The organism is Huijunlia imazamoxiresistens, from assembly GCF_037132455.1.
Lineage (GTDB): Bacteria > Bacteroidota > Bacteroidia > Chitinophagales > Chitinophagaceae > Flavisolibacter > Flavisolibacter imazamoxiresistens.
In genome coordinates this window covers 1-26,088 of sequence record NZ_JBBBEI010000044.1, presented here as the reverse complement: position 1 = coordinate 26,088, position 26,088 = coordinate 1, and the positions used below count along the sequence as shown (strand labels likewise).

Sequence of the window (26,088 nt, the reverse complement as noted above, 5' to 3'; positions counted from 1 at the left end):
ACAGAGAAGTTAAGCCCCTTCTGGCCGATGGTACTGCATTTAGTTGCGGGAGAGTAGGTAGCTGCCATATTTATTCACACAAAAGCCTTTTCTTCGGAAGAGGCTTTTGTCGTTTAGGGACCTCACCCGTCGCCGCCGGGGCGGCGCCACCCTCTCCAAATGAGAGGGGTGGTCCCCTCTTGCGGGGGCCGGGGTGAGGTGTCTACAACGGATTATAATACTCCCCGGGGTCGGTAAGCACTTTTTTCCAGGCCCGCTGGTGCGATTCCTGCCACTTCCGGTCCGGATAAATGTGCCAGGGAACGTCCTTGAGCTGGTCCCGCACAAACTCCCGCTGCTCCGGATGCACGTACATGGGGTGCAGGTAAAACCATTCTTTATTTTTGACCAGCTCCTGCCAGAAGGCGGCAAAGGAAGGATAAGCAGTTTCAAATACTTCTATATCTCCCGAGTCTTCATCATAAGCGCTGTGCTGGTAGGTAAAGAAAATACTGCCATCATTTCCCTTCAGGCGGTACAGGCTCCCCCCGCTTTCGGTGGAGCTGATATCAAAATACAATTCCGGCTTCATGCGGTAAAGAAAAGAATAATCCTGCCAATGCAATTTTTTTACAGGCCCCGGCAAAACATTGAAGCCATTTTGGTGATTTTTCCTGCTATGAATGAATGCTTATATTCTTTAAGAGGAAGTAATTAGAGGCGAAAGGCACGTAATTTTTGACGAAAATGTTTAACCGCTTTTCCGATGGTTTGGCCCGGAACATCGGGTGACTCACCGAAAGAATAGCCCGGCCCTGCCGTTTTGTTTAATTTTGGTCCATCAAACGGTCGCTAATAGAATACAAACAACCGAAACTACCTGCCGGGTGAGCTGGCCACTATCACTGCCAGTATAATCAGTATCCTGGATACACCCGTTTTTAATCCGTAATTCCATTTCACAACGATCGGCTCCGGACCTGCCGGCATTTTGGCCCGGAAAATTATTTTGATGAGAATGCCCCCGTGTCCCCTCGTGAGAGGGGATTTTTTTGCTCCTGCCCACCACCGTAACGCTTATAACCTTTTCAGGTAATATGGGCTTGCTCTGCTGTTTGAGGAAGGAATTGCCCGTCCCCGGGCCCTGCAAGCTGATAAAAATCAATATTCCGGCGGAAAAAGACTTTTGGTGCTTTCCGTGAACATCGTTTCTTTGCACAGCAAGACGGAACAGCAGGCTCACTGCCAACGGGAACCGGTGCCGCCTTGCAATGCAACGACCGACTAGTAAAATCGTAAATCTTAAATCGTAAACAGTAAATCGAATGAGCTACATTGCTGAAATCTTCGCCCGGCAGATCCTTGACAGCCGCGGCAACCCCACCGTAGAAGTGGACGTAGTAACCGACGACGGCGCTTTAGGCCGTGCCGCCGTTCCCAGCGGCGCCAGCACCGGTATCCACGAAGCTGTAGAATTGCGTGATAACGATAAAAGTGTATACGTAGGCAAAGGCGTACTGAAAGCCGTTGAAAACGTAAACAAAACCATTGCCCCCGAACTGCTCGGCTTTGACGTGGCCGACCAGACCGGCATCGACCAGCTGATGATCAGCCTGGACGGTACCGAAAATAAAGGAAAGCTGGGTGCCAACGCCCTGCTGGCCGTGAGTATGGCCGTGGCCAAAGCAGCTGCCGAAGAAGCCAGCCTGCCCCTGTTCCGCTACATCGGCGGCACCAACGCCAAGACCATGCCCGTGCCCATGATGAACATCCTGAACGGTGGCGCCCACGCCGACAATAAGATCGACTTCCAGGAGTTCATGATCATGCCCACCGGCGCCGCTTCCTTTAGCGAAGGCCTGCGCTGGGGTGTAGAAATCTTCCACGCCCTGAAGACCGTTCTGAAGAAAAAAGGCTACAGCACCAACGTAGGTGACGAAGGTGGTTTCGCTCCCAACATCCAGAGCAACGAAGAAGCCATCGAAACCGTACTGGCCGCTATCGACGCTGCCGGTTACAAAGCCGGTTCGCAGGTGTTCATCGCCATGGACGCCGCCAACAGTGAACTGTATAAAGACGGCAACTACATCTTCCACAAAAGCGATGGCAAGAAAATGTCCAGCGACCAACTGGTGAAATACTGGGAAAGCTGGGTAAATCAATACCCCATCGTGTCCATCGAAGACGGTATGGCCGAAGACGACTGGGACGGCTGGAAAAACCTGACCGAAACCATCGGCAGCAAATGCCAGCTGGTAGGCGACGACCTGTTCGTGACCAACGTAACCCGCCTGAACCAGGGGATTGAAAAAAGCATCGCCAATGGCCTGCTGGTGAAAGTAAACCAAATCGGTACTGTTACCGAAACCATCAACGCCGTTACCCTGGCCCAGCACAATGGTTACAACACCATCATGAGCCACAGAAGCGGTGAAACCGAAGATACCACTATCGCCGACCTGGCCGTGGCCCTGAACTGCGGACAGATCAAAACCGGCTCCGCCAGCCGTACCGACCGGATCGCCAAATACAACCAGCTGATCCGCATCGAAGAGCTGCTGGGTGCCTCGGCTTACTATCCCGGAAGCAAGCTGAAATTCGGTAAGAAATAAGCTCCTGCCTACAGGCATGTAATAACCAACAAACCCCGGCAACCGGCCGGACCTTCGGGGTCCCGCCGGCTGACCGGGGTTCGTTTCCTATATTAATAGGTAAGAGACAATAACCAATAGGCAAAAAAGGCATAAAGAATCTTGGAAAGGCGGTAACTTGTGAACCCTGAGCTCGTGAACCCTGAACTCGTGAACTTGTAAACTTTTTAGTAGAATGCGCTTCCTTTCTTTTCTTCGCACTTATTTAGGCAATAAATACATTTTAGCGTCCACGGCTTTCGTGGTCTGGCTGCTGTTTTTCGACCGTAACGACGTCCTGACCCAGTTTGAGCGGCAGGGCGAGCTGGAAGAGCTCCAGGAAAGCAAACAGTACTATGCCGACCAGATCAAGCAGGAACGCCAGTCCCTGGAAGAACTCCGCTCCAACCCCATAACCATTGAGAAATATGCCCGCGAACGCTATGGCATGAAGCGCGACAACGAAGACGTATTTATTATCCAGAAGGCGGGCGAATAAATTCTGGGAAAGGCGGTACAATATATGATCTTTGTACTCGTTTAAGAAGGGTAAATACAAATTTTAATTGGCCTTTGCCACATCTTAGCTTTTGACTTATGATAAATTACTCCGCAGAAGACCTGATCCTTTACCTGTATAAGGAAACCTCAGCCGCAACCACCAATGCTATTGAAAAAATCTTGCCAAATAGCTGGGCTTTGCGTGAAAAATTATCGGTACTGAAAACTTCCATGGAACGCCTCGATAACATTGTCGAATCGCCCCGCACCGAATCAGTCCTGGCTATCCTGAAGTATGCCGCTGAAAAGAAGCCTGTTTCCTCGATTGACTAATTTCCCGGTTTCCCCGCGAACCGCCCCCGCCAATTCCCCTGGCCTGGCTGTTCCGTCATCCTTTTGCCCAGGCCCGGCCGTGTCAAAAACCTTTATCTTTGCGGCTTCTACCTTATGACCCGTAAAGACCGTTTTCAGTTCGTAATCAATTACTTCCAACAGTTTCGCCCCGAGGCCGAAACGGAATTAAATTTTGAAAATACCTACCAGCTGCTGGTAGCCGTCATCTTATCGGCCCAATGTACCGACAAGCGGGTCAATATGACCACACCTGCCCTGTTCCGGCAATACCCCGACATCGACCGCCTGGCCGAAGCGGAGTACGATGAGGTGTTTGCCCTGATCAAAAGCATCTCGTTTCCGGGCAATAAATCGCGCCACCTGCTGGGTATGGCCAATATGGTGCGGGATCGTTTTGGCGGGGAAATCCCGATGACTGTGGAAGAATTGGTACAACTTCCCGGCGTGGGCCGGAAAACGGCCAATGTTATTACCTCCGTGGTGGACAACCAGCCCAACCTGGCCGTGGATACCCATGTCTTCCGCGTATCGGCCCGTATCGGTCTGACGCTGAATGCCAAAACGCCCCTGGCTACCGAACTGCAGCTGCTGAAGTACGTGCCCACGGAGCTGGTGGCCAAATTCCACCACTGGCTGATCCTCCACGGCCGCTATGTGTGCGTGGCCCGCAAGCCCCTTTGCGCCCAGTGCGCGCTGAAACCCGCCTGTAAATTCTACCAGAAGCTGAGTAAGGAAACCGCAACCGCAGGGGATTAAAGGCCTGCGGCCCCCTTTAACAATTTCAAAATGATGCCCCTGCCGCTTTTGGCGCAGAGGTTGTTTTAGTAAAGTCGCTCCTTCCTTTTCCCGAAAACCTGCAGGTCCCCGAAAAACCGGAAAGGCTTTGCCCGCTTTCCCGGCGCCGAAAATCGGCAAGTGGTCCCTGCCTGTTGGTTGGCCTGGAGGATTCCGGTATGGAATTTCCGGGTCTAACCTGACCCTTCGGCCCCGCCGCCTGTTCACCAACGGGCTGAGGCGATCGAGGGTATCCGCTTTTCCTGACCGGGAACTGAAGGCTCAGAAGTTTGTTTGATCAGAAGAACCAGAAGTACATGAAAGCGACAATTAATAAAAAGCAGGGAATCAGTAGCTTATTTTCTTTAAAACCGCTGGTGGCCGTACTGCAGGGAATGATTGCCCAGGACAAGCCGGGAGCCCGCCGCTTGTACGAGCCGCTGCTGCAGGAACTGGCTGCCACCCCAGGGTTGCTGGAACCCCTGGGAGAGGTGGCGGTACTGCACCAGTACCCGGCCCTGGTGGATGCCCTGCTGTCCACGATCTTTTCTCCTTCCACCCTCGCCAACGACGGTATCTATGCCATTTCCTTTCCCTTCCGGCCCGAAACCGTCTTTGCCTCGCCCCGGTTCAAGGAATATTTCCTCAACGAGGAGTCCGGGGGCATCGTGCTGCCCGATAAAGAAACCGGCGTTTCCCTTAGCCGCTCCTCCACCCACCTGGCTTATGACATCATCCTGCGGAAGTTTTATGGCCTGGCCATCCCGGTGGAAACCTCCTCCATCCACCCGTTCTGCGACCCGGCTACCGGCCTGACGCGGTATTTCGAGCTGAAGCTGAACGCCCAGTTCGTGGATGTATTGGTGGCCAACGAAAAGTTTGTCCTGCCTTCCGATTTCGCACCCCAGCATAGTGTCAACGTGGACGAGCTGAAGGAGGTGCTGCCCCTGGAAAACTTCCGTTTCGAAGGCCTGTTCGTGATCGATGTAGTGGATATCACCTCCCGCCAGGTGATCGCCGAGATCAAAAATACCCTGCTCAACCTGCCGAACTCTTCCGACGTCAATGCCTACAACGACCTGCAAGCGCATGTGCAAACGTTGATCGGGCTTACCGATGTGCAGGTATGGATCACGCCTTTTTTCAGCATGAACGACTTTTACCTGTATGCCGAATCGTATTACAAGAACAGCCTGCTGCTGAAAAGCGCCCGGGCCCGGTCGGACCGGGATAAGATCTGCCGGCTGTCCCGGCAGCGGTTCCACGGCACCGATAGCCCCCTGCTGTTTGAAACGCTGAACGGCAAGGGAGGAGAGGAGCTGGTGAGCTATTACCAGGAGCTGGAGGTGCGCAGCCTGATCCTGTGTCCGCTGAAGTCGGAAGAAGGCCAGTTGCTCGGCCTGCTGGAGATCAGCTCGGCGGAAGCCGGCAAGCTGAAGTTCGAGCACGTGCTGAAGCTGCAACCGGGTATTCCGCTGTTCTCGCTGGCACTGGGCAAGACCAATGAAGTGCTGGAACTGCAGATCAACAAGATCATCAAAGAGCATTTTACCGCCATCCAGCCGGCCGTGGAGTGGAAGTTCGTGGAAGCCGCCTTCAATTACCTGCAGCACAAGCAGGGCAACGGGTCGGCCAAAATGGCCAACATCAATTTCGAAGCGGTTTATCCCCTGTACGGCGCCATCGATATCCGGAATTCATCGGTAGAGCGCAACAACGCCATCCAGCTGGACCTGATGGAGCAGCTGACCAGGGCCCGCAGCCTGCTCGAAGCCGCCAATAAATCGATGCCCCTGGACCTGCTGAAGGAACTGCAGTTCCGCATCGACAAATACATTGCCGCCACTTCCGACACCCTGCTGTCCGACGATGAGATGGTGATCTACGATTTTCTCCAGATCGAGATCGATGCCCTCTTCCGGCACCTGCAGCGCGAAAATCCGAAGCTGCGCAAGGCGGTGGACGAATATTTTGCCGCCCTCGACCCCCAGCGCAACATCGTGTACCAGCACCGCAAGGAGTACGAGGACAGCATCACCCGCATCAACGATGTGCTCGACCGCTTTATCGACCAGGAGCAACGGGTGGCGCAGGAGGTGTTCCCGCATTATTTTGAACGCTACATCACCGATGGCATTGAGTTCAACATTTATTTGGGCCAGTCGCTGGCGCCCCTGCGGCAGTTCGACACCTTTTACATCAAAAATCTAAAGCTGTGGCAGCTGGCCCTGCTGGCCAAGGCGGCACGGCTGACCTATGCCCTGGAAAAGAAGCTGAGCCTTCCCTTGCAAACCACCCAGCTGCTGCTGACCCATTCCATCCCGCTGACCATCAGCTTCCGCCGCAAGGAACGCAAGTTCGACGTGGACGGCGCCTACAACATTCATTACGAGATCATCAAAAAGCGCATCGACAAGGTGCACCTTAAAGACAGCGACGAACGCCTGACGCAGCCCGGCCGCATAGCGATCGTTTACTCGCAGCAAAAGGAGCTGAACGAATACCTGGAGTTCATCGAGTACCTGCAGCACGAAGGCCTGCTGACCGACACCCTCGAGCATGTGGAGCTGGAAGACACCCAGGGCATCAGCGGGTTAAAAGCCCTGCGCATCGGCGTGAACCTGGATTCCGACAACGGATCAAAGTTCCAGATCTCCAAGATCACGGCGCAGCAGTTGCTGAGGAAATAGGCAATAAGCAATGGGCAATGGGCAATAAGCAAAAAAGAGAAACACTCAATATTCAATAAGCAACACTCAATGCTCAAGGATAAAGGTAAACCGGCAATAACGCTTCCGGCATTTTCCTTCCTTGATTATTGCGTGTTGATTATTGATTATTGATTATTTTTCAGTATTGCCTGTTGCCTATTCTTGCTTAAAACCGTTTGTTTATGAATGAAAAATTCGTGGAGCGTATCAAGGCCGAGCTGGCTGCTATAAAGGAAGCGGGTTTGTACAAAACGGAACGGATCATTGCCAGTCCCCAGGGAGCGGAAATTACCGTGAACGGGAGAACGGTGCTGAACTTCTGCGCCAACAACTACCTCGGGCTCTCTTCCCATCCCGCCGTGCTGGAGGCCGCCCAACGCACCCTGGAGCAGCGCGGCTACGGCATGAGCAGCGTCCGCTTTATCTGCGGCACCCTCGACATTCATAAAGAACTGGAACAAAAGCTGGCGCAGTTCCTGGGCACCGAGGATACCATCCTGTATGCCGCCGCTTTTGACGCCAACGGCGGGGTGTTCGAACCCCTGTTCGGTGAGAAGGACGCCATCATCTCCGATGCCCTTAACCATGCCTCCATCATCGACGGCGTACGGCTGTGCAAGGCACAACGCTATCGCTACAACCACAACGATATGCAGGACCTGGAAGTCCAACTGAAAGCGGCCGCTTCCGCCCGCAGCCGCATCATCGTTACCGACGGGGCCTTCAGCATGGACGGTACCATCGCCCAGCTCGACCTGATCTGCAACCTGGCCGATGCATACGATGCCATCGTGATGGTCGATGACAGCCACGCCACCGGTTTCCTGGGGGCGGGCGGTCGCGGCACCCACGAATACCGGGGCGTTATGGGCCGCATCGATATCATTACCGGTACCATGGGCAAAGCACTCGGCGGCGCCAGCGGCGGCTTTACCAGTGGCCGCCATGAAATGGTGGACCTGCTGCGCCAGCGCAGCCGCCCCTACCTGTTTTCCAATACCCTGGCGCCCGCCATTGCCGGCGGCACCCTGGCAGTTTTGGACATGCTGAGCGAAACTACGGCCCTGCGCGACCAGCTGGAATACAACACCCGTTACTTCCGGGAAAAGATGACGGCTGCCGGCTTCGACATCAAACCCGGCGAACACCCCATCGTTCCCATCATGCTCTACGATGCCGTGCGGGCGCAGGAATTCGCCGCCCGCCTGCTGGACGAAGGCATTTACGTGATCGGCTTCTTCTTTCCCGTAGTACCCAAGGGGCAAGCCCGCATCCGGGTACAGCTGAGCGCCGCTCACCGGCAACAGCACCTCGACCGGGCCATCGAAGCGTTTACCCGCATCGGCAAAGAACTCGGCGTAATTTCCTGAAAGTGAAGCCGCTGTGGCGGTTTTTACCTCGTCAGTTGGACAGAAACTTCCCCACTGCCCCCCTCCAGGCTTTCCGGCTGCGCTCAGCGCGGTCTGGTATCATTTCTGCGTATTGAATTGATGAGTATGGGCAAGGGCCCGCATTAATTCTTCCCTTCTAAACGCTTAACTATGAAACGTATTTTTTTCCTGCTGGCCCTGGCCGGGGTCATTACCAGCAGCCTGCCTTCCTGTTCCGCCACCAAAAAAGATTGCCAGGGCGTCCGGCATCACCGCCTGAAAAACGGCGTGTACCTGTAATATCCCCTTTAAGTTGAATAGTAAAGTATTGGAATTTCGGATTTCGGATTTCGGAACCCTTGATTGATGTAGGAGTCTTTCTTCTTTGAAGGGTTCCGAAATCCGAAATCCGAAATCCGAAATTCCTGATGGGGAGCGGCTGCAAAAACTACCTTTGCGCCAAATATTCGCAGTTTTACATGAAATCATTATTGATTGTTCTTTCCTTCTCGCTCCTCCTCCTGGGCTGTACGTCCAACAACGTCAACGTGGATAACTCCCTGGAAAAGTATTTCAAAGAGGCCGGCGCCGAAGGCAGTTTTGCCCTGCTGGACAATGGTACGGGCGAAATTACCGTCTATAACCTGAGCCGCTACCGCGACAGCCTGTACCTGCCGGCTTCCACCTTCAAGATCGTCAACGCCCTCATCGGCCTGCAAACCGGCGTCATTACCAATGACAGCATGGTGATCAAATGGGATGGGGTCACCCGCAGCGTTCCCGAATGGAATAAGGACCTGACCATGTACGAAGCCTTCCGGGCTTCTGCCGTGCCTTATTTCCAGGAAGTTGCCCGCCGCATCGGCAAAGACACCATGCAGCGCTGGCTGGATTCGCTTTCTTATGGTACCCACACTATCAAGACCCGCGTCGATTCGTTTTGGCTCGACAATTCGCTGAAGATCCGTCCCGACGAGCAGCTGGGCCTGGTGAAGCGCCTGTACTTCGACCAACTGCCGTTCCACCGCCTCAACCAGGAAAAAGTCAAAAGCGCCATGCTGTTTGAGCGCAACTCCCAGTATTCCCTGAGCTATAAAACCGGCCTGGGCTTCCGTGAAAACGGCAACCAGCTCGCCTGGGTCATCGGCTGGGTGGAAGAAAACAAGCACCCTTACTTCTTTGTGCTGAACATGGAAGCCCCCAAAAATACCGACCTCGTCACCGCCCGTATGAAAGCGCTCAAAAGCATTTTGCTGGAGTTGGGCTTTCTGAAGGGCAACCGCTAGTATTTGAAGTTTACGGGTTTACGGGTTTACGGGTTGTTTGGATGGATGTTTTATGCAGGATAAGCTTGTATCGTTATTAAGGATCAGTTTTTGCTTTTACATTTACCCTGTTCCAAATTCTATTCAAACAGGTTTACCGGCGTCGTATGCGGGTCCCGCAACTCGTAAACCCGTAAACCCGTAAACTCGTAAACTACTAAATGTTGCAGTTTCAATACCCGCAAGCATTCTGGGCGCTGGCCGCACTGCCGCTGTTTTTCCTGATATACTGGCTGAACGTGCGCTGGAAAAGGCAGACGGCCCGGAGGATCGGCAACCCGGAGCTGGTGAAAACCCTGTTCCGCGACTACTCGCCGCTGAAGTTTGCCGTGCGCTTTGGCCTGGTGGCCCTGGCCTTTGCCCTCGGTTGCCTGGCACTGGCCAACCCGCGGGTGCGGGAGGATAACGGCACCGGCGAAGCCCGTAAAGGCATCGATATCATGATGGCGCTCGACGTGAGCAACAGCATGCTGGCCAACGACGTGCAGCCCAACCGGCTGGCGGCCGCCAAAGCCCTCATGCAGCAGCTCATGAACCGGCTGCCCAACGACCGCATCGGGCTGGTGCTGTTTGCCGGCAGCGCCTATGTGACGTTGCCCCTCACCTTCGACCACGAGGCCGCCGGCAACGTGGTGTCCGTCGCCAGCCCGCGTGCCTTCGGCGCCCAGGGAACGGCCATCGGGGAGGCCCTGGGAAAATGCGACTTCGCCTTCGGCGAGGAATCGCGCCGCTTTAAAGCCGTCGTGCTGATCTCGGACGGCGAAACCCACGACGAAAAGGCCCTGGACGCCGCCAAACAGCTGGCCGAAAGGGGGGTGACTATCCATACGGTGGGTGTCGGCTCTTCCGAGGGCGCCTCCATCGTGGATACGGCCAGCGGCGGCTCTAAAAGAGATGCTTCGGGCAACGTAGTGATCTCCAAGCTCAATGAACAGCTGCTGCGGGAGGTGGCCTCCTCCGCCGCCGGCACCTATTCCTTCCTGAACAACCCTGCGGAAGTGGCCAGCGCCCTGGTAACACAACTGGGACAGATCGAAAAGACCACGGTGGGCGACGCTTCGCAATTCCAGTATACAACCCTGTACCTCTGGCCGGCCCTGCCCATGCTGCTGTTGCTGGTCGCCGAGCTGTTTTTAACGGATAAAAAAAGAATCCCCGCATGAGATCCATTTTCTGCTGCCTGCTGCTCCTGCTGGCAGCCACTGCCGCCGATGCTCAAAGCGCCCGGCAAAGCCTCAGCCGTGGAAACAGCTATTACCGGCAAGGCGAGTTTGAACTGGCCGAACGCCTGTACCGCCAGGCCATAAAAAGCGATTCCGCCAACGTGATGGCCCGCTATAACCTCGCCGGCGCCCTTTTCCGGCAGAAAAAGTACAAGGAAGCCGAGGAAATGCTCCTTCCCCTAACGAAAACTGCCCCCGACAAGGCCCTGCGGGCCGCCGCCTTTTATAATGCCGGCGTACTCTACAGCCGTCAAAAAGACCTGGAGGCCAGCATCGAAGCCTATAAGAACGCCCTGCGGCTGGACCCGGCCGATGAGCAAGCCCGGGAAAACCTGCAAAAAGCCCTGCTGGAGCTGAAACAAAAGCAACAGCAGCAGCAACGCGACCAGAAGGAAGCCCGCAAACGCCAATCGCGGATGAGCCAGCGCGAAGCCGAACGCCAGCTGCAGCGGCTGCAGGAAAAAGAACGCCAACTGCAGCAGCGCCTTCAAAACAAGCAGGGCGGCACCCCCATGCCCAAGGATTGGTAGGAGGGGAATGGGGGTATTGGGAATTAGGGTATTGGGGACGGGGAACTTGCGAACAGATGAACTCCTAACTCAGGAACTGAACTTTGGAACTTTTAACTCGTAAACTCGTAAACCCGTAAACTCGTAAACTTATCTTTGCGGTATTCTTCAAATTAGTTAAATAAACATGCAGTTTTATTGCGAGAGCCTGACCGGCTACAAGCGCCTGCTGACCAGGGAAGTCAGGATCGGCGACCTGTTGTTGGGCAACAACCATCCCATCCGGGTCCAGACCATGACCACCACCGATACCATGGATACCGCCGCCACCGTGGCCCAGACCATCCGCTGTATCGAAGCCGGCGCCGAGCTGGTGCGCATTACCGCCCCTTCGAAAAAAGAAGCAGAGAACCTGCTCCTCATAAAAAACGAACTCCGCCGCCAGGGCTACACCACCCCCCTGATCGCCGACATCCACTTTACCCCCAATGCCGCCGAGATCGCGGCCCGGATCGTGGAAAAGGTGCGCGTGAACCCGGGCAACTACGTGGATAAAAAGAAATTCGAACTTTTCGAGTATACCGATGCCGAATACCTCGAAGAGATCGAACGCATCCGCGAAAGGTTTACCCCCCTGGTGCGCATCTGCCGTGAACACGGCACCGCCATGCGCATCGGCACCAACCACGGCTCGCTGAGCGACCGCATCATGAGCCGCTACGGCGATACGCCCAACGGCATGGTGGAAAGCGCCATGGAATTCCTGCGCATCGCCCGCGACGAAAACTACCACAACATTATCCTGAGCATGAAGTCGAGCAACCCGCAGGTGATGGTCCAGGCCTACCGCCTGCTGGCCAAAACCATGTTCGAGGAGTTTGGCGAATGCTATCCCCTGCACCTGGGCGTCACCGAAGCCGGCGATGGCGAGGACGGCCGCATCAAAAGCGCCGTGGGCATCGGCACCCTGCTGGAGGACGGCATCGGCGATACCATCCGCGTGTCGCTGACCGAAGACCCCGAGCTGGAGATCCCCGTCTGCAACGACATCATCCAGCGCTACACCCCGGAGCGCATGTCCGAGCCTGCCCTTCCCTCCGTAGCCACGGTTCCCTACAACCCGTTCGAGTACCGGAGGCGCGAGACCTTTGCCGTCGGCAATATCGGCGGCGGACAGGTGCCGGTGGTGATCGCCGATTTCAGCAAGCGTACGGCGATAACCCCCGCCGACCTGCAAAGCATCGGGTATACCTACAACGAAGCCACGGATAAATGGGCCATCGCCGATACCGCGGCCGACTACGTGTTCACCGGCCACCAGTTGCTCCCCTTTGCCCTGCCCGGGACCCTTCGGGTCATTGTTTATCCGGCTACCTGGCAACAGGCGGATGATAAGAGCAAGTACCTGCCCCTGTTCCAGGACAGCGGCTATGCCGGGGCAACGGCCCGCAGCAGCGAGCTGAACTTCGTGATGGTCGACTGTTACAACGACACGACCCCGCTGAACGATTATACCTTCCTCGACGCCCTGGCCAATGATGCTACCGCCGTACTTTGCCTCGGCAGCACCCGCCGCCGGGCCATGCCGGCCGTGCGCCGCATGTTCATGGAACTGGAGACCCGCGGCATCCGCAACCCCGTGGTGCTGCTGGTGGACAGCGCCTGGCAGACAGCTGATGAGCACCTGATCCATTATGCCACCGAGGCCGGCGCCCTGCTGCTCGACGGTTTTGGCGACGGCGTTTGCCTGGGCATGACCGGCGACAGCTACAAGGCCCAGGAAAAGAACGACAAGTTCGTGGGCGGCCGCAACTACCTGCAAAGCGCCAGCGTGGAGCAGTTTATCAACAATACGGCCTTCAGCATTCTGCAGGCTACCCGCACCCGCATTTCCAAAACCGAATATATCAGCTGTCCCAGCTGCGGCCGCACCCTGTTTGACCTGCAGGAAACCACGGCCAAAATACGCGCGGTCACCAACCACCTCAAAGGCGTGAAGATCGCCATCATGGGCTGCATCGTGAACGGCCCGGGCGAGATGGCTGATGCCGACTTCGGCTACGTGGGCAGCGGACCGGGAAAGATCACCCTGTATAAAGGAAAGGAAGTGGTGAAGCGCAACGTGCCCAGCGAGGTAGCCGTGGAAGAGCTGATCAACCTGCTCCGGGAGAATGACAGCTGGGTGGAGCCGCAACAGCAAGAACTGTTGACCGCCGGCACCTGCTAAGCGTCATTTTAAAGCGCCAATTTCCAACACGTATCCATAACCGAATGAACCGGGGAGACAGGGAAAATCCTGTTTTCCCGGTTCATTTCTTTTCAATAGGGCTCCTCCATTATCTTCGTTCCCCGCCGGAGGGGCAAAAAGGCCTTAACTGAGCCGTTTTGTTCCCGAAAACCTTTTATGGGAAATTGTTGTAATGGGAGCGGCCCGGATCACGGGCTTATTTTTGCAGGGCAGAAAAGTGCGGCCGCAGGATAGGAGGAATGGTGGGAAAGCAGCCGGCAGGATTCGATAATTCATCATCTTTAAGCGAAGAGCATGCAGACAGACTTTTTAGTGATCGGTTCCGGAATAGCAGGATTGGTTTATGCCCTCAAAGTGGCCCAGCATTTCCCCGACAAGCAGGTAACCATTATTACCAAGGCTGCGGCGGACGAAACCAACACCAAGTACGCCCAGGGCGGCGTGGCGGTAGTGAACGACCAGGATAACGACAGCTTTGAAAAGCATATTGAAGATACCCTCATTGCCGGCGACGGCCTGTGCCAGAAGGACATCGTGGACCTGGTGGTCAAAGAAGGGCCGGCCCGCGTACAGGAGATCATCGACTGGGGCACCCAGTTCGATAAGGACCATGCCGGCGAGTACAAGCTGGGAAAGGAGGGCGGGCATTCCGAGTTCCGCATCCTCCACCACAAGGATGTGACGGGAAAAGAAATCGAACGGGCCCTGCTCGACGCCGTAACCAGCGCGCCCAACATCCAGATCGTCAAGCATTGCTTCGTGGTGGATATCATCACCCAGCACCACCTGGGGTACCTGGTCACCAAGTCCACCCCCGATATCGAATGCTATGGCGTGTACGTGCTGAACTCCCAGACCAACCGCATCGACAAGATATTATCCAAGACCACCCTGCTGGCTACCGGCGGCAACGGGCAGGTGTACCGTACCACCACCAATCCCTCCATTGCCACGGGCGATGGGGTGGCAATGGTGTACCGGGCCAAGGGCCGGATCGAGAACATGGAGTTCATCCAGTTTCACCCCACCGCCCTGTACGAGCCCGGCGTACGCGGGCAGGCCTTCCTGATCACCGAAGCGGTGCGCGGCGACGGCGGCATCCTGCGCAATAAGGCGGGCGAGGCCTTCATGGCCCGCTACGACGAGCGCAAGGACCTGGCGCCCCGCGATATCGTGGCCCGCGCCATTGACAGCGAGATGAAGCGTACCGGTACCGAGAACGTTTTTCTCGACTGCAGCCACATGGAGATCGAAAAGTTCCGGGAGCATTTTCCAAACATTTACGAAAAATGCCTGTCGCTGGGCATCGACGTGGCCGGCGATATGATCCCGGTGGCGCCGGCGGCCCACTACAGCTGCGGCGGCATCAAGACCGACGAGTGGGGGCGCACCTCCATCCGCAACCTCTATGCCTGCGGCGAATGCGCCAGCACCGGCCTGCACGGCGCCAACCGCCTGGCCAGCAACTCCCTGCTGGAAGCGATGGTGTTTGCCCATCGTTGCTACGTGGATGCCGTCAACCATGCCGACGGCCTGAAGGACCTGCCCCCGGTGCCCGACTGGAACGCCAAGGGAACGGCCGATCCGAAAGAAATGATCCTGATCACCCAAAGCCTCAAGGAGCTGCAGCAGGTGATGAGCGATTACGTGGGCATCGTCCGCAACAACGTGCGCCTGGAGCGCGCCATGAAGCGCATCGACCTGCTGTACGAAGAAACCGAAGGCCTCTACCAGAACACGACGGTTTCGCCCCAGCTGCTGGAGCTGCGCAATATGATCACCGTGGGCTACCTGATCATCAAAGGCGCCGCCTTCCGCAAGGAAAGCCGCGGCCTTCATTTTAACACCGATTACCCCTTTAAATCAGAGCTGGTACAGAACATTGTATTATAGTTCGGAAATATATCCTCCTTCATGTATTACCTTTTATTCGGTTTCCTGTACCTGTTGTCGCTGCTGCCGCTGCGGGTGTTGTACCTGCTGTCCGACTTTGCCTATTTTATCATTTATCATGTGGCGGGTTACCGGAAGAAAGTAGTGCTGCAGAACCTTGCGATTGCGTTTCCGGAAAAAGGGGAGGCGGAGCGGCTGCGGATCGCCAAAAAGTTCTACCGCAACTTTACCGACAATTTTATCGAGACCATCAAGTTCATCAGTGCCAGCGAGCGCTTTTTTAAAAAGCGGTTTACGGGTAATCTGGAGGTGTTGCAGCCCCTGTACGAGCAGGGCCGGAGCTGCCAGGTACACCTGGCGCATAATTTCAACTGGGAGCTGGCCAACCTGGCCGTGCCTTTGTGGACGCCGTACCGGTTCCTGACCGTATACATGCCCATCGGCAGCAAGGCTGTGGACCGCCTGTTCCGGTACATCCGGTCGCGGACCGGGTCGGTGCTGCTGCCGGCCACCGGCATGCGGCAGGCGTTTCTGCCTTACCGTGGCCAGCAGTACTTAATGGCGCTGGTAGCCGACCAGAATGCCGGCAACGTCCGGAATGCTTATTGGTTCAACTTTTTTGGCCGTCCGGCCCCTTTTGTAAAAGGGCCCGAAAAGGGAGCGCGTGCCAATAATGCGGCGGTGGTGTTTGCATACATTACCCGCAAGAAGCGGGGGTATTATGAAGCCAACTTGCGGGTGGAGGAAACGGAGCCGGCGCAGGTGCCCGATGGCGAGCTTACGGGACGTTATGTACGTTACCTGGAAGAGGTGATCCGGGCCAATCCCGAAATGTGGCTCTGGAGTCATAGACGATGGAAGCACGAGTGGAAGCCTGAGTATGGAGACGTGCGGGAGAAGAGCCAGCAAGCATAAAAAAAAGCTCCTTTTACGAGGAGCTTTTTTTTATGCTTGTCGCCGTTAATTCAACAGGTGGTCCGATTCGGGAGGGGCGGGTTTGGCGTTCGGATCCTCCTTTTCGGTGGGGATCCGCTTTTCCTGCTGGATGGCCTTCCAGCCGCCCACCACGTTGCGGATGTTGTGAATGCCCTGGCGCTTGAGCAGCGAGGCCGCCACCACGCTCCGGTAGCCGCTGCCGCAGTGGATATATACGTTTTGTTCCTCTTCCAGCGTCGCCATGTTCAGGGGGTCTTTCAGCTCGGCGAGCGGGATGTTCTGGGCGTCTTTTACGTGGCCTTCCGTGAATTCGGCCGGTTTGCGTACGTCCAGCACCACCAGGTTGTCGTCGAAGGGGATGTCCATGGCCAGCTCGTCGGCTTCCACTTCAATGACCAGGTCGATGGGTTCGCCGGCGGCCTGCCAGGCTGCGTAGCCGCCCGCTGCATAGCCGATGACGTTGCTAAGCCCTACCCGGGCCAGGCGCACGATTGATTCTTTTTCGCTGCCTTCGTCGGTCACCAGCACCAGCGGCTTGTCAAAGGGCAGCAGGGTGCCGGCCCATTCCGCAAAGCGGCCGTCGAGGCCGATGCTGATGGAGCCCGGGATAAAGCCCTGGACAAATTCCTGGGGCTGGCGGGTATCCAGCAGCACGGCATCGTTTTCCAGTTGCTGTTTTACTTCGTCGACCGTTAAGGGGGTCAATCCTTTTTGCAAAACATCCTCCATATTTTCGTATCCTTCTTTATTGATTTTAGCATTGATCGGGAAATAGTTGGGCGGGGCGTCCAGGCCTTCGGTGACGGCCTTTACAAAGGCTTCGCGGGTGGAAGCCTGCAGGGCGTAGTTGGTGCTTTTTTCGGCCCCTATGGTGCTGAAGGGCTGGCGGTTCAGGTGCTTGCCGCAGGCGCTGCCGGCGCCATGGCCGGGATAAACGATCACGTCGTCGGCCAGGGGCAGGATCTTTCGTTGCAGGCTGTCGAAGAGCGTGGCGGCCAGCTCCTCGGAGGTCATGTGGGTGGCGGCCTGCGCCAGGTCGGGGCGGCCCACGTCGCCGGCAAACAGGGTGTCGCCGGTAAAGACGCAATAATCCTTGTCCTCGCTGTTTTTCAGCAGGTAGCACGCAGATTCCGGCGTATGGCCGGGAGTGTGTAAGACAGTAAAGGAAATATTGCCCAGGGGAAATACCTGGGAGTCCCGGGCTACAAGAACCGGGAAAGAGGTTTTGGCACCAGGCCCATAAATGATGGGAGCGCCGGTGGCCTTGCTCAGGTCGAGGTGGCCGCTGACAAAGTCGGCATGGAAGTGCGTTTCAAAAATGTATTTGATGGTCGCCTTCCGCTCTTTCGCTAATTCCAGGTAGACATCAATATCCCGTAAAGGATCAATGACGGCGGCCTCGCCTTCGCTTTCCACGAAGTAGGCGGCCTCGCTCAGACATTCGGTGTACAGTTGTTTTACGTACATATTCCCGGCACGTTTAGCTGCAAAAGTAACTTTTTGCAGCCAGTGCCAGTGCCGGGAACAGCAACCCGGTCTATTATTTTAAGAGGTCGTGTACGAAGTTGTGTACCTGGTCGAGGCGTTCGTGGTTCACGGAGTAAAAGATGAACTTGCCGTCGCGGTAGGTCGACACAAAGCCGGCTTTGCGCAAAATGGCCAGGTGTTGGGAGGCCACGGATTGCTCCAGGCGCAGCTTTACATAAATTTCCGTAACGGTCATGCGCTCATTCTGGTGGATCAGCTTCAAGATCTGCTGCCGCAGCTTGTGGTTGACGGCTCTCAGGATGAGGGCTGCTTTTTTCAGTTGAATTACATCAATTTTCAATTCGCCGTTCATGGGTAAGGCGGAATTTTCTACAGTTTCATTATTCATAAAGAGTTACTTAACAGGGTTGCAAATTTATTATACAAGACACTAAGTTATAACATTAATCGCCCATATTTATTGTCTTTCGGGCACTTTAAAGGTAGGAGAAAAAAAATCTTTTCCGTAAAAGGGCTCGCAATAGGCCAGATCGGCAAATTTTTTCTCCTGAAAGTCCCGGTACGACAAAAACGTCATATGTTCCGCGCTGGCGTTGACCTCCTTAAAGGCAGCATTTGAATGCTTGATTAACTCCTTTAATTTGTTGCTTCCATTGCCAAAAAAAGCAATAGATTGCTTGTCCAGCAGTTCTTTATAGCTGGAATCGGTTAAAATGCAGTTATAAGGGGCAATTATCTCGTTGAGTTCCTTGTCAAACACGGCAGTAAAGACTTCCATCCGGCGGGCGTCGATCAGGGGACAGAGCAGGTCTGCTTCCGCATCCAGGGCCGCGACGGCCATCATTTTCAAGGTGTTAATGGTAATCAGGGGAAGGTCGAGGGCATAGCACAGTCCCTTGGCGGTAGCCATGCCCACCCGCAGGCCGGTGTAAGAACCCGGGCCGGCACTGACGGCCACGGCACCGAGTTGTTTCAGGGACAAACCGTTCTGCCGCAGCAGGTCGGCAATGGCCGCCTGCAGCCAGGCGGCATGATCCCTTTGGGAGGGATTTTGGGCCAAACCGATGGGATTACCGTTTTCGGCCAGGCAAACAGAAGCCGTTTGTACGGCAGTATCGATATGTAACAGGATGCTCACGGTGCCGGATTCGTAATATGAATAAAAGTTATCAAAGGGATGCAAAGATGGTCATCTTTTTGGTTCGATACTCTATTGGCGACCAATGTTTTTTTGAGAAAAAGCGTATTTTCCGGGCTTTCGAGGGCGCCCGGGCTGGAAATGCAGTGAAAAACCGGTAAGTACCCCTCCGGTCACCGGTGGCGCCGTTATTTTTTGAGGTAGCCGTACACATCGGCGGCAGCCAGTTTCAGCCCCTGCTGTTCGTTTTCAGCCGCCGGGATGATGATTACGGGCTTATTGCCCGACAAAGCGGTTTTGGCAAAAACCGTCTTTAACGGCCCCGATACAAAAAAGATGCGTTGCGCCATCTCGCTGAATTTGTACTCTCCTTCATCTTCGCTGGTGGTGAGCTTGTAGCGGTTGCCCGGAAGCAATACGATATCGCCTTTGTTCCATTTGCCGCCGTTGGGCTTCACCATGGTTTCGTATTTACCCGCCGGCAGGGCATTGACGCCGCCCCCGCCGTTCTGGGTGCTACCCTGGAGGGAGGAAAACACGAAAGAAAGAAAAAGTAAAAATATCTTCATAAGAAGCCTCGTTTAATTTCTCAGTAAGATACAAATTAAAATTTGTAATAAAACGCAAAGCCTGCCTGCATTTCAGTGGAAGAGCTGCCCTCATGAAGATGGATAATATAAAACATTGAGTGTAAAGGGAACGCCTGTACCTCCAAAGCGAACCCGTAAACCCGTAAAACCTGTAAACCCGTAAACTTGTTAAAGATGGCAGAGAAATTGGAGCGGCTACAGGCGCGCCGGCAAAACGGCGTGTATTAAACCTTTGGCTATGAAGAAAATATTGGCAATGGCCCTCCTGGGCAGCGCCCTGTGGGCTTGTGGCGGCAATGACGATAAAGGTACCGGCGACGACCATCAGCACAATATGGGAACCGTGGATGAAAGCATCAACAATACGCCCACCAACGAATCCATGATTGGCGACAGCACCGCCAATACCAACATCTACAATACCGACTCCCCCTCCGGCAAGGGCACCGTTTATGATACGGCCGCCCGTCGGTAATTCTGCTGGGCGTATTATTGGGAGAGCTGTTGCAGCGAATACAGGATCTTTTGGGCCGGCTCGTCGAGCAGGAGGCCCGAATCACGCAGGTAATGCAACCGGAACGCCCGGGCGGCGGCCAGGCTGTCGCGGGTGTCGTAGCCGATGAGGCGCAGTGCCGTGGCCGGGCTGAAGTGCGCGGGTACCTGCAGGCAGGTAGTATCGCCATACCACAGCCCGAAGCCGTCGGCGGCCAGGCGGTCCCAGGGGAACAGCCGGCTGGGGTCTACCTTCCGCGAAGGAGCGATGTCGGCATGGCCGATAAAATTAGGCGCCGGGATGCCGTAGGCTTTTTTCAGCGTTTGCAGCAGCTCCAGCAGGCTGCCGATCTGCGGATCGGTAAAGGGTTCGCTGCCGTTATTGTCCAACTCGATACCGATGGAGGTGGAGTTGATGTCGGTAACGTTGCCCCAGCGGGCCACCCCGCCATGCCAGGCCCGCAAATAGTCGTTCAGCAGGTGGTGGATGGTGCCGTCGCGGCACACCAGGTAGTGAGCGCTCACCTGGGTCTTTTGCAGCGTAAAGGTCTTCAGGGTCTGGGCGCAGCTGTTTTGCGCCGTATGGTGGATGATGACGAAATTGGGCTTGCGCAAATTGAAATTGGTGGTGCCCACCCAAGGTCCCATCTGGGGAAGGCTGTCGGCCAGGGGCGCCTTGCGGATGACCTTCGAAAAGGCCTTCGCCTGTTTTTTGTACAGCTTGTTAGCGGCCGCATACGGGTTGCGCTGGCAACCCATGGCCCCCAGCAGGCAGGCCGCCGCCGCCACGAAAAGAAAAGAATATCGGTTCATAAAGGGCCGGAAAATACACAACATTTTCCGTTGTCCCCGAAAGCGGCGCAGGGGGCAAAGCCTGGTCTGCAATTTTCAGCGGATATCGTAAATTGTAGTGGGAAAAATCTTTTTTTATGGCCAGAAGCATTCAGGGTAAAAAAGTAGCCATTCTTACCGACCACGGTTTTGAAGAAGTGGAACTCACCAGTCCGATGCAGGCCCTGCAGGAAGCAGGCGCCCTTGTCCATATCGTGTCGCCGCAAGGGGGCAAGGTGCGGGGCTGGGACCACGACCACTGGAGTGCCGAAGTGCCCGTAGACGTTCCGCTGGGCCAGGCCTCGCCGGAAGAGTACGACGCCCTGGTGCTGCCCGGCGGCGTGCTGAATGCCGACAGCCTGCGCCTGAATGCCGATTGTGTGGCGTTCGCGCAACATTTCCTCGAGCAGGGCAAGCCCGTGGCCGCCATCTGCCATGCCCCGCAACTGCTCATCGAAACCGGCATGATCTCCGGCCGGGAAATGACCTCAGCTCCCTCCATTAAAACCGACCTGAAAAATGCCGGCGTGAACTGGGTGGACAAGGATGTGGCCACCGACAACGGGCTGGTCACCAGCCGCGGGCCCAAAGACCTGGACGCCTTCAACCGGCAGATGCTTGAAGAGATCGGTGAAGGCCTGCACCTGACCACGGCCCAGTTTACCCATGCCGACCAGCATTGACCCTACTTCCTGTTTCCGTTCCGGCGGTTATCTACGATTGTAGAAGTAGTTGCGGGTGCCGGCGCTCCTGCTGAAAAGGACCTTTCCGGCCTTGCCGCAACCTCGTTTTGATCCCTGATTTTATAATATTTAAGTGAGTGGTTTTCATTCGATAGGCGAGCTTTACAGCATCCAACTTTCAAAAAGGGGCTTTCGCCGATGAAAAAGGCCTATAACTCCAAATCCGGCAGGCAGCGGTTCCTCTATGATGTTATTTTGGGTTGTCAGAACGAACAAGAATATCCACCTGATTCCAAAATATTCATCCTATGCGTCACAACGAACATCCCACTCCCGTTATGGAGCTGAACTCCGAAGTCGCCCATCCCTGGTCGAGAGAAAGAGCCAATGAATGGTCGGAGAAGAATGGCTGGCTGGTAGGCTGCAACTATATTCCCGCCACGGCCATCAACCAACTGGAAATGTGGCAGGCCGAAACCTTCGATCCCTTCCTTATAGATAAAGAGCTGAGCTGGGCTGCCGGCCTGGGCTTTAATACGATCCGGGTATTCCTGCACCACCTCGTATGGGAGCAGGATCCGCAGGCTTACCTGCAACGGATCGACCAGTTTTTAAGCATTGCCTGGAAGCACGGCATCCGCACCATGTTCGTCTTTTTTGACGCTGTGTGGGATCCCTTCCCCAAGGCCGGCCTGCAGCCCGAACCCCGCCACAACGTACACAACAGTGGCTGGGTGCAATGCCCCGGCTTTGACGTGCTGAACGATGCCTCCCGCTACGATGGGCTGCGCGGTTACGTGCAGGGTATCGTGAGCCATTTTAAAAATGATGAGCGCGTGCTGATCTGGGACGTTTACAACGAGCCGGACAACATGAACCTTGCTTCTTATAAGGACGACCAGTATGTGCAGCACAAAGCGGAGCTTTCGCTGCAACTGCTGAAGAAGGCCATCAACTGGATCCGTGCCCTGGACCCGGTGCAGCCCCTGACCATGGCGCCCTGGCAGTGGTCGGACCTGGACAGCCTCTCGGAGCTGGACCATTTCATGTTTACCCAGTGTGATGTGCTGAGCTTCCATTGCTACGAGAACCGCGAAGGCATGGAACGGCGGCTGCTGTCGCTGAAAAAGTACGGCCGCCCGATGCTGTGTACCGAGTATATGGCCCGGGCATTCGACAGCACCTTCCAGGAGATCCTGCCCCTGCTGAAAGAGCATGGTGTCGGCGCCTATAACTGGGGATTTGTGCAGGGCAAGTCGCAAACGCACTGCCCCTGGGATTCCTGGGAACTGGCATACGAAAACGAACCGGAACTGTGGTTCCATGATATTTTCCGCACCGGCGGCGAACCCTACCGGGCCGCGGAAGTGGCTTTTTTACAGGAGATCACCCGGAAAGAAGTGGTTACCGAGCAAAAGGTCGCCTAAGCATCCGCTTCATAAACGCTTAAAAAGTCCTGCAGTCCTGCAGGACTTTTTTGTGCCCGGTGGGACCGCCGGGTCTTGTACCTTCTCTTTTTACTTTTTTGGGGTCAGCTCCTCGAACTCGCCGGTCTCCCGGTTTTTGCGCACGTTGCCCGCCTCGAAGCAGCGGCCGTTCATGGCCACGTACACACCCGGGGGCAGGGTTTGGGCAAAGGCCATGGCGCTGCCCAGGTTGAACAACCCGTCCGAGCTGCCGAATTTATAGGGGATCATGGCGCCGGTAAGCACAATGGTCTTCCCGATATTCTTCTGGGCCAGCATGCGGGCCGTTTCGGCCATGGTATCGGTGCCGTGGGTGATGATGATCTTGTCCTCGGCGGCCCGGAGGCATTGATCGGCAATCAGTTCCCGGTCGGTATCGGTCATATCCAGGCTATCGATCATCATCAGGGTACGCACCTCCACGGGTACGAGGTTGCGGCCCAGCCGGAGCATTTCGGGCAGGTGGGAATCCTTGAAGTACAATTGTCCCGTGATCTTGTTGTATTCCTTGTCGAAGGTGCCTCCGGTTACAAAAATTCGAATCGTCATGGAGATGGTTCTAAGCCGGTAAAATTAGGGAAAGAATACCGGGCTTATTTCTTCGCCATTTCCTTTTCCATATTCCTGCCGATGTAATAACCGATGGCGGCACCGGCAAGGGCGCCGGCCACCAGGGCGGCGGGGTGGGCATTGGCGGCAAACAGGGCGATCAGCAACCCGAAGGCGCCGAACAAAAAGGCAAAAAGCATGCTTCCGTTGGCGCGTTGCTTTACCGGTGCATGGGTGGGTTTGGAAGCCGGGTGAACAGGAACGGGATGACCGGCTCGTTTACGGCTGTGTGACATGGCGGCGTATTTTTCAATAAGGTACGAAGAATCGGGTTAATTGGAGAATTGGTTAATTGGGAATTGGGCTGGAAATGGAAAAGACCGGCGGGAGGGCCGGTCTTTATATAAATCAGGTAAATAGAAGCGATCGCTTAGTTCTGCTTGTTGGTTTCCAGCAATTGGAAGAACTGGTCCAGCTGGGGCAGGATGACGATGCGGGTACGGCGGTTGGTGCTTCTGCCTTCGGCGGTTTCGTTGCCGGTCAGCGGCACATACTCGCCACGGCCGCCGGCGGTCATGCGCTTGGGGTCGATCTTGAACTGGTTCTGCAGGGTGCGCACCACGGTAGTGGCTCTTTTCACGCTCAGGTCCCAGTTGTCCTGCAGTTCGCCGCCGCGGAACGCCACGTTGTCGGTATGGCCTTCCACCATGAATTCGATCTCGGGGCGGTTGTTGAGCACCTGGGCCACCTTGCCCAGTACGGTCATGGCCTTGTCGGTTATGTTGTAGCTGCCGCTTTTGAACAGCATTTTATCGGAAATGGAAATGAATACCACGCCTTTTTCCACTTTGATGTCGATGTCGTTGTTGGCATCCTGCAGGGCGCCTTTGAGGTTCATCACCAGGGCCATGTTCAGGGAGTCTTTACGGGCCATGGCGCTTTGCAGCCCCTGGATGTAAGCATCTTTGGAGCCGATGTTTTCCAGGGATTTTTTGATGCTTTCGGCCTGGGCGCTGGAGATCACCGACAGGTCTTTCAGCTGGTTGATCATCACGGTATTGTTGTCGGTCAGCATCTTCGACTGGTTCTTCGTGTTGGCCAGTTCGGATTCCAGCTGGGCGCGGAGGCGGGCATTGGCCTCTTCCTCATCGCGGCACTTTTTCAGGTCGGTTTGCACCTGGGTATAAAAGCCATTCAGCTTTGCGTAATCGGCTTGCGCCTTTTTCAGTTTTTTGCTGCTCACGCAGGAAGACAGCAGGCAAAGGGTAGCGGCACCGGCCACCAATAGATTTGTTCTCTTCATTAAATTGAAAATTTTAAAAATACGGGGCCCCACAAATGCTCGGCGGCACACGGTTTTCAGGCCCGGCCAAAGGTAGGGAAAGACAGCCCTGCAGTAACCGCCCAAATGTGAATAGTATGTGTAAAATTAACACTTACTTAAAGTTCCTGAGTTCCTTTGTTCCTGAGTTTCTGAGTTAAGCATTCTCCTGTTCAGGAGTTCCTGGGCTCGGCACAAACTACAAAAGTCTTCAAGACTTTTGTAGTTTGATGTGTATCCAGGCTGTTCCCACCGGAGTTACGATAACTCAGGAACTTAGAAACTCAGGAACTCCTTATAACGCCAGGTACCTCTCCTTAAGAACATTCACATGATGGATCTGGTGCCCGGCCAGCATAAAGCCCAGGGCCAGGGGGGAGATCGTAATGTTATTGCAGGTGCCTTCGCGCAGCAGCATTTCGGGGGGAAGGCTGCGGAACAGCAGGATGCTGGAGCGCCGTACCAGGCGGAATTCCTCCAGCAGGTCGTCCACGGTCCGCCGCTCCGTCTGGGCGTGGTCCGCAAACAGGTTCTCGTCGTAGCCCGGCAGGCTGGTCTGGTCGTTACGGGCAATGCGCAGCGCCCGGTACGATTGTACCCGCTCGTTGTCGATGATATGCTGCAGGATATCTTTTACGGTCCATTTTCCCGGGGCATACCGCTTGTCGCCGAGCCTTTTGAGGGTATCGGCGTCGATAGCGCTTTCAAAGGCCTGGTGCTTTTCCAGCACTTCCGTAACGGGGGCGTCTTCCGCCAGGAGGATGTAGCGGTCGAAAAACCGGGGCATGGAAGGAATAGCTGACTTGTTCATATTGCTGAGTTTGAGTGACCGCAATTTATCCCGTCTTGCCGGAAAAACAGCAGGGGGTGTGGTATAGTATAATTAATTGTATTGTTTAAATGGCTGAGGCTGATGTGTAGGTGCCTTTTCATCGGCTGAAATTCCGGTTTCACCGGCCTTGAATGCAAAAAAAGGTGCATGCGCCCGGTTTCAACCCCTGCTCTGCCGTGTTCACCGAAACCAACCTTTACTGCCCGGTTTAGCGGCGTAGCTTTGATCTATCAAACGAAGCCACT

The 26,088-nt window shown here is 55.4% G+C and carries 26 protein-coding genes; 16 read left to right on the top strand and 10 right to left on the bottom strand.

Translation table 11 applies throughout. The annotated features are described in order from the left end of the window. Positions 1-202: 202 nt before the first annotated feature. Positions 203-571, bottom strand: a complete 369-nt coding sequence (locus V9K67_RS25585; protein ID WP_336727726.1) for a hypothetical protein — start codon at positions 569-571, stop codon at positions 203-205. A 733-nt stretch (positions 572-1,304) separates the two neighbouring features. On the opposite strand from V9K67_RS25585, the gene eno reads away from it, so the two are divergent. From eno to V9K67_RS25520, 13 genes are all read left to right on the top strand, one after another. Further along, complete coding sequence (gene eno, locus V9K67_RS25580; RefSeq protein WP_336727724.1) at positions 1,305-2,591, top strand: phosphopyruvate hydratase; 1,287 nt, start codon at positions 1,305-1,307, stop codon at positions 2,589-2,591. A gap of 214 nt (positions 2,592-2,805) precedes the next feature. Then, positions 2,806-3,108, top strand: coding sequence for an FtsB family cell division protein (locus tag V9K67_RS25575; RefSeq protein ID WP_336727723.1), 303 nt, complete (start codon positions 2,806-2,808; stop codon positions 3,106-3,108). A 98-nt stretch (positions 3,109-3,206) separates the two neighbouring features. Next, positions 3,207-3,443 carry a hypothetical protein gene (locus tag V9K67_RS25570; RefSeq protein WP_336727721.1) on the top strand — a complete coding sequence of 79 codons (237 nt, stop codon included), beginning with the start codon at positions 3,207-3,209 and terminating at the stop codon, positions 3,441-3,443. A 114-nt stretch (positions 3,444-3,557) separates the two neighbouring features. After that, the gene (gene nth / locus V9K67_RS25565) at positions 3,558-4,220 is read left to right on the top strand and encodes an endonuclease III (protein ID WP_336727720.1); all 663 of its coding nucleotides are present in this window, start codon (positions 3,558-3,560) and stop codon (positions 4,218-4,220) included. A 335-nt stretch (positions 4,221-4,555) separates the two neighbouring features. Beyond that, positions 4,556-6,928 carry a hypothetical protein gene (locus V9K67_RS25560; protein ID WP_336727719.1) on the top strand — a complete coding sequence of 791 codons (2,373 nt, stop codon included), beginning with the start codon at positions 4,556-4,558 and terminating at the stop codon, positions 6,926-6,928. A gap of 203 nt (positions 6,929-7,131) precedes the next feature. Continuing rightward, on the top strand, positions 7,132-8,319 hold the full coding sequence (gene kbl / locus V9K67_RS25555) for a glycine C-acetyltransferase (RefSeq protein ID WP_336727717.1): 1,188 nt from the start codon (positions 7,132-7,134) through the stop codon (positions 8,317-8,319). A 171-nt stretch (positions 8,320-8,490) separates the two neighbouring features. Beyond that, positions 8,491-8,619, top strand: coding sequence for a hypothetical protein (locus V9K67_RS25550; protein ID WP_336727715.1), 129 nt, complete (start codon positions 8,491-8,493; stop codon positions 8,617-8,619). Between the two features lie 179 nt (positions 8,620-8,798). Next, positions 8,799-9,605 carry a penicillin-binding transpeptidase domain-containing protein gene (locus tag V9K67_RS25545; protein WP_336727712.1) on the top strand — a complete coding sequence of 269 codons (807 nt, stop codon included), beginning with the start codon at positions 8,799-8,801 and terminating at the stop codon, positions 9,603-9,605. 200 nt (positions 9,606-9,805) lie between these two features. Then, positions 9,806-10,807, top strand: a complete 1,002-nt coding sequence (locus tag V9K67_RS25540) for a vWA domain-containing protein (RefSeq protein WP_336727710.1) — start codon at positions 9,806-9,808, stop codon at positions 10,805-10,807. After that, positions 10,804-11,397, top strand: coding sequence for a tetratricopeptide repeat protein (locus V9K67_RS25535; protein WP_336727708.1), 594 nt, complete (start codon positions 10,804-10,806; stop codon positions 11,395-11,397). Before V9K67_RS25540 ends, V9K67_RS25535 begins: the two co-directional genes overlap by 4 nt. A gap of 166 nt (positions 11,398-11,563) precedes the next feature. Beyond that, entirely contained in the window at positions 11,564-13,603 is a 2,040-nt protein-coding gene (ispG, locus tag V9K67_RS25530; RefSeq protein ID WP_336727706.1) for a (E)-4-hydroxy-3-methylbut-2-enyl-diphosphate synthase, read from the top strand. Positions 13,604-13,918: 315 nt separating this feature from the next. Further along, complete coding sequence (gene nadB / locus V9K67_RS25525; protein ID WP_336727705.1) at positions 13,919-15,517, top strand: L-aspartate oxidase; 1,599 nt, start codon at positions 13,919-13,921, stop codon at positions 15,515-15,517. Positions 15,518-15,538: 21 nt separating this feature from the next. Continuing rightward, positions 15,539-16,432, top strand: coding sequence for a lysophospholipid acyltransferase family protein (locus V9K67_RS25520; protein ID WP_336727703.1), 894 nt, complete (start codon positions 15,539-15,541; stop codon positions 16,430-16,432). A 45-nt stretch (positions 16,433-16,477) separates the two neighbouring features. Here V9K67_RS25520 and V9K67_RS25515 read toward each other — a convergent pair whose 3' ends face one another. The 4 genes from V9K67_RS25515 to V9K67_RS25500 all read right to left on the bottom strand — a co-directional run bounded on the left by V9K67_RS25515 (position 16,478) and on the right by V9K67_RS25500 (position 19,648). Continuing rightward, positions 16,478-17,920, bottom strand: coding sequence for an MBL fold metallo-hydrolase (locus V9K67_RS25515; RefSeq protein ID WP_336727701.1), 1,443 nt, complete (start codon positions 17,918-17,920; stop codon positions 16,478-16,480). Between the two features lie 73 nt (positions 17,921-17,993). Continuing rightward, positions 17,994-18,293, bottom strand: coding sequence for an ArsR/SmtB family transcription factor (locus V9K67_RS25510; protein ID WP_336727700.1), 300 nt, complete (start codon positions 18,291-18,293; stop codon positions 17,994-17,996). Between the two features lie 105 nt (positions 18,294-18,398). Further along, the gene (gene tsaB / locus V9K67_RS25505) at positions 18,399-19,079 is read right to left on the bottom strand and encodes a tRNA (adenosine(37)-N6)-threonylcarbamoyltransferase complex dimerization subunit type 1 TsaB (protein ID WP_336727697.1); all 681 of its coding nucleotides are present in this window, start codon (positions 19,077-19,079) and stop codon (positions 18,399-18,401) included. 188 nt (positions 19,080-19,267) lie between these two features. Further along, a complete protein-coding gene (locus tag V9K67_RS25500; protein ID WP_336727695.1) occupies positions 19,268-19,648 on the bottom strand; it encodes a hypothetical protein in 381 nt (126 codons plus the stop codon). A gap of 259 nt (positions 19,649-19,907) precedes the next feature. Here V9K67_RS25500 and V9K67_RS25495 point away from each other — a divergent pair, with 259 nt between their 5' ends. Beyond that, positions 19,908-20,144, top strand: coding sequence for a hypothetical protein (locus V9K67_RS25495; protein ID WP_336727692.1), 237 nt, complete (start codon positions 19,908-19,910; stop codon positions 20,142-20,144). A 14-nt stretch (positions 20,145-20,158) separates the two neighbouring features. Here the strand turns inward: V9K67_RS25495 and V9K67_RS25490 are convergent, their stop codons facing one another. Then, positions 20,159-20,974, bottom strand: coding sequence for an N-acetylmuramoyl-L-alanine amidase (locus tag V9K67_RS25490; protein ID WP_336727691.1), 816 nt, complete (start codon positions 20,972-20,974; stop codon positions 20,159-20,161). Between the two features lie 116 nt (positions 20,975-21,090). Between V9K67_RS25490 and V9K67_RS25485 the strand changes: the two genes are divergently transcribed. Together V9K67_RS25485 and V9K67_RS25480 are read left to right on the top strand one after the other, a co-directional pair. After that, positions 21,091-21,675: a type 1 glutamine amidotransferase domain-containing protein gene (locus V9K67_RS25485; protein ID WP_336727690.1), complete on the top strand. Its 585-nt coding sequence runs from the start codon at positions 21,091-21,093 to the stop codon at positions 21,673-21,675. 308 nt (positions 21,676-21,983) lie between these two features. Continuing rightward, positions 21,984-23,102, top strand: a complete 1,119-nt coding sequence (locus V9K67_RS25480; RefSeq protein ID WP_336727689.1) for a cellulase family glycosylhydrolase — start codon at positions 21,984-21,986, stop codon at positions 23,100-23,102. A 90-nt stretch (positions 23,103-23,192) separates the two neighbouring features. On the opposite strand, the gene V9K67_RS25475 is transcribed toward V9K67_RS25480, so the two are convergent. The 4 genes from V9K67_RS25475 to V9K67_RS25460 form a co-directional block, all read right to left on the bottom strand. Next, the gene (locus tag V9K67_RS25475; protein WP_336727686.1) at positions 23,193-23,690 is read right to left on the bottom strand and encodes an asparaginase; all 498 of its coding nucleotides are present in this window, start codon (positions 23,688-23,690) and stop codon (positions 23,193-23,195) included. Positions 23,691-23,734: 44 nt separating this feature from the next. Then, a complete protein-coding gene (locus tag V9K67_RS25470; protein ID WP_336727683.1) occupies positions 23,735-23,986 on the bottom strand; it encodes a hypothetical protein in 252 nt (83 codons plus the stop codon). 134 nt (positions 23,987-24,120) lie between these two features. Continuing rightward, entirely contained in the window at positions 24,121-24,993 is an 873-nt protein-coding gene (locus V9K67_RS25465) for an OmpA/MotB family protein (RefSeq protein ID WP_336727682.1), read from the bottom strand. A gap of 313 nt (positions 24,994-25,306) precedes the next feature. Next, positions 25,307-25,822: a DinB family protein gene (locus V9K67_RS25460; protein WP_336727680.1), complete on the bottom strand. Its 516-nt coding sequence runs from the start codon at positions 25,820-25,822 to the stop codon at positions 25,307-25,309. Between the last annotated feature and the right edge of the window lie 266 nt (positions 25,823-26,088).

What these genes read in the sequence shown, in the direction of transcription:
- V9K67_RS25545 (WP_336727712.1), top strand. Translation starts at nt 8,799, where the DNA reads ATGAAATCATTATTGATTGTTCTTTCCTTCTCGCTCCTCCTCCTGGGC.
- ispG (WP_336727706.1), top strand. Translation starts at nt 11,564, where the DNA reads ATGCAGTTTTATTGCGAGAGCCTGACCGGCTACAAGCGCCTGCTGACC.
- V9K67_RS25550 (WP_336727715.1), top strand. Translation starts at nt 8,491, where the DNA reads ATGAAACGTATTTTTTTCCTGCTGGCCCTGGCCGGGGTCATTACCAGC.
- eno (WP_336727724.1), top strand. Translation starts at nt 1,305, where the DNA reads ATGAGCTACATTGCTGAAATCTTCGCCCGGCAGATCCTTGACAGCCGC.
- V9K67_RS25510 (WP_336727700.1), bottom strand. Translation starts at nt 18,293, where the DNA reads ATGAACGGCGAATTGAAAATTGATGTAATTCAACTGAAAAAAGCAGCC.
- V9K67_RS25495 (WP_336727692.1), top strand. Translation starts at nt 19,908, where the DNA reads ATGAAGAAAATATTGGCAATGGCCCTCCTGGGCAGCGCCCTGTGGGCT.
- V9K67_RS25460 (WP_336727680.1), bottom strand. Translation starts at nt 25,822, where the DNA reads ATGAACAAGTCAGCTATTCCTTCCATGCCCCGGTTTTTCGACCGCTAC.
- V9K67_RS25535 (WP_336727708.1), top strand. Translation starts at nt 10,804, where the DNA reads ATGAGATCCATTTTCTGCTGCCTGCTGCTCCTGCTGGCAGCCACTGCC.
- kbl (WP_336727717.1), top strand. Translation starts at nt 7,132, where the DNA reads ATGAATGAAAAATTCGTGGAGCGTATCAAGGCCGAGCTGGCTGCTATA.
- V9K67_RS25575 (WP_336727723.1), top strand. Translation starts at nt 2,806, where the DNA reads ATGCGCTTCCTTTCTTTTCTTCGCACTTATTTAGGCAATAAATACATT.
- V9K67_RS25500 (WP_336727695.1), bottom strand. Translation starts at nt 19,648, where the DNA reads ATGAAGATATTTTTACTTTTTCTTTCTTTCGTGTTTTCCTCCCTCCAG.
- nadB (WP_336727705.1), top strand. Translation starts at nt 13,919, where the DNA reads ATGCAGACAGACTTTTTAGTGATCGGTTCCGGAATAGCAGGATTGGTT.
- V9K67_RS25540 (WP_336727710.1), top strand. Translation starts at nt 9,806, where the DNA reads ATGTTGCAGTTTCAATACCCGCAAGCATTCTGGGCGCTGGCCGCACTG.
- V9K67_RS25485 (WP_336727690.1), top strand. Translation starts at nt 21,091, where the DNA reads ATGGCCAGAAGCATTCAGGGTAAAAAAGTAGCCATTCTTACCGACCAC.
- V9K67_RS25465 (WP_336727682.1), bottom strand. Translation starts at nt 24,993, where the DNA reads ATGAAGAGAACAAATCTATTGGTGGCCGGTGCCGCTACCCTTTGCCTG.
- V9K67_RS25585 (WP_336727726.1), bottom strand. Translation starts at nt 571, where the DNA reads ATGAAGCCGGAATTGTATTTTGATATCAGCTCCACCGAAAGCGGGGGG.
- V9K67_RS25515 (WP_336727701.1), bottom strand. Translation starts at nt 17,920, where the DNA reads ATGTACGTAAAACAACTGTACACCGAATGTCTGAGCGAGGCCGCCTAC.
- V9K67_RS25490 (WP_336727691.1), bottom strand. Translation starts at nt 20,974, where the DNA reads ATGAACCGATATTCTTTTCTTTTCGTGGCGGCGGCGGCCTGCCTGCTG.
- V9K67_RS25480 (WP_336727689.1), top strand. Translation starts at nt 21,984, where the DNA reads ATGCGTCACAACGAACATCCCACTCCCGTTATGGAGCTGAACTCCGAA.
- V9K67_RS25470 (WP_336727683.1), bottom strand. Translation starts at nt 23,986, where the DNA reads ATGTCACACAGCCGTAAACGAGCCGGTCATCCCGTTCCTGTTCACCCG.
- V9K67_RS25570 (WP_336727721.1), top strand. Translation starts at nt 3,207, where the DNA reads ATGATAAATTACTCCGCAGAAGACCTGATCCTTTACCTGTATAAGGAA.
- V9K67_RS25560 (WP_336727719.1), top strand. Translation starts at nt 4,556, where the DNA reads ATGAAAGCGACAATTAATAAAAAGCAGGGAATCAGTAGCTTATTTTCT.
- nth (WP_336727720.1), top strand. Translation starts at nt 3,558, where the DNA reads ATGACCCGTAAAGACCGTTTTCAGTTCGTAATCAATTACTTCCAACAG.
- V9K67_RS25475 (WP_336727686.1), bottom strand. Translation starts at nt 23,690, where the DNA reads ATGACGATTCGAATTTTTGTAACCGGAGGCACCTTCGACAAGGAATAC.
- V9K67_RS25520 (WP_336727703.1), top strand. Translation starts at nt 15,539, where the DNA reads ATGTATTACCTTTTATTCGGTTTCCTGTACCTGTTGTCGCTGCTGCCG.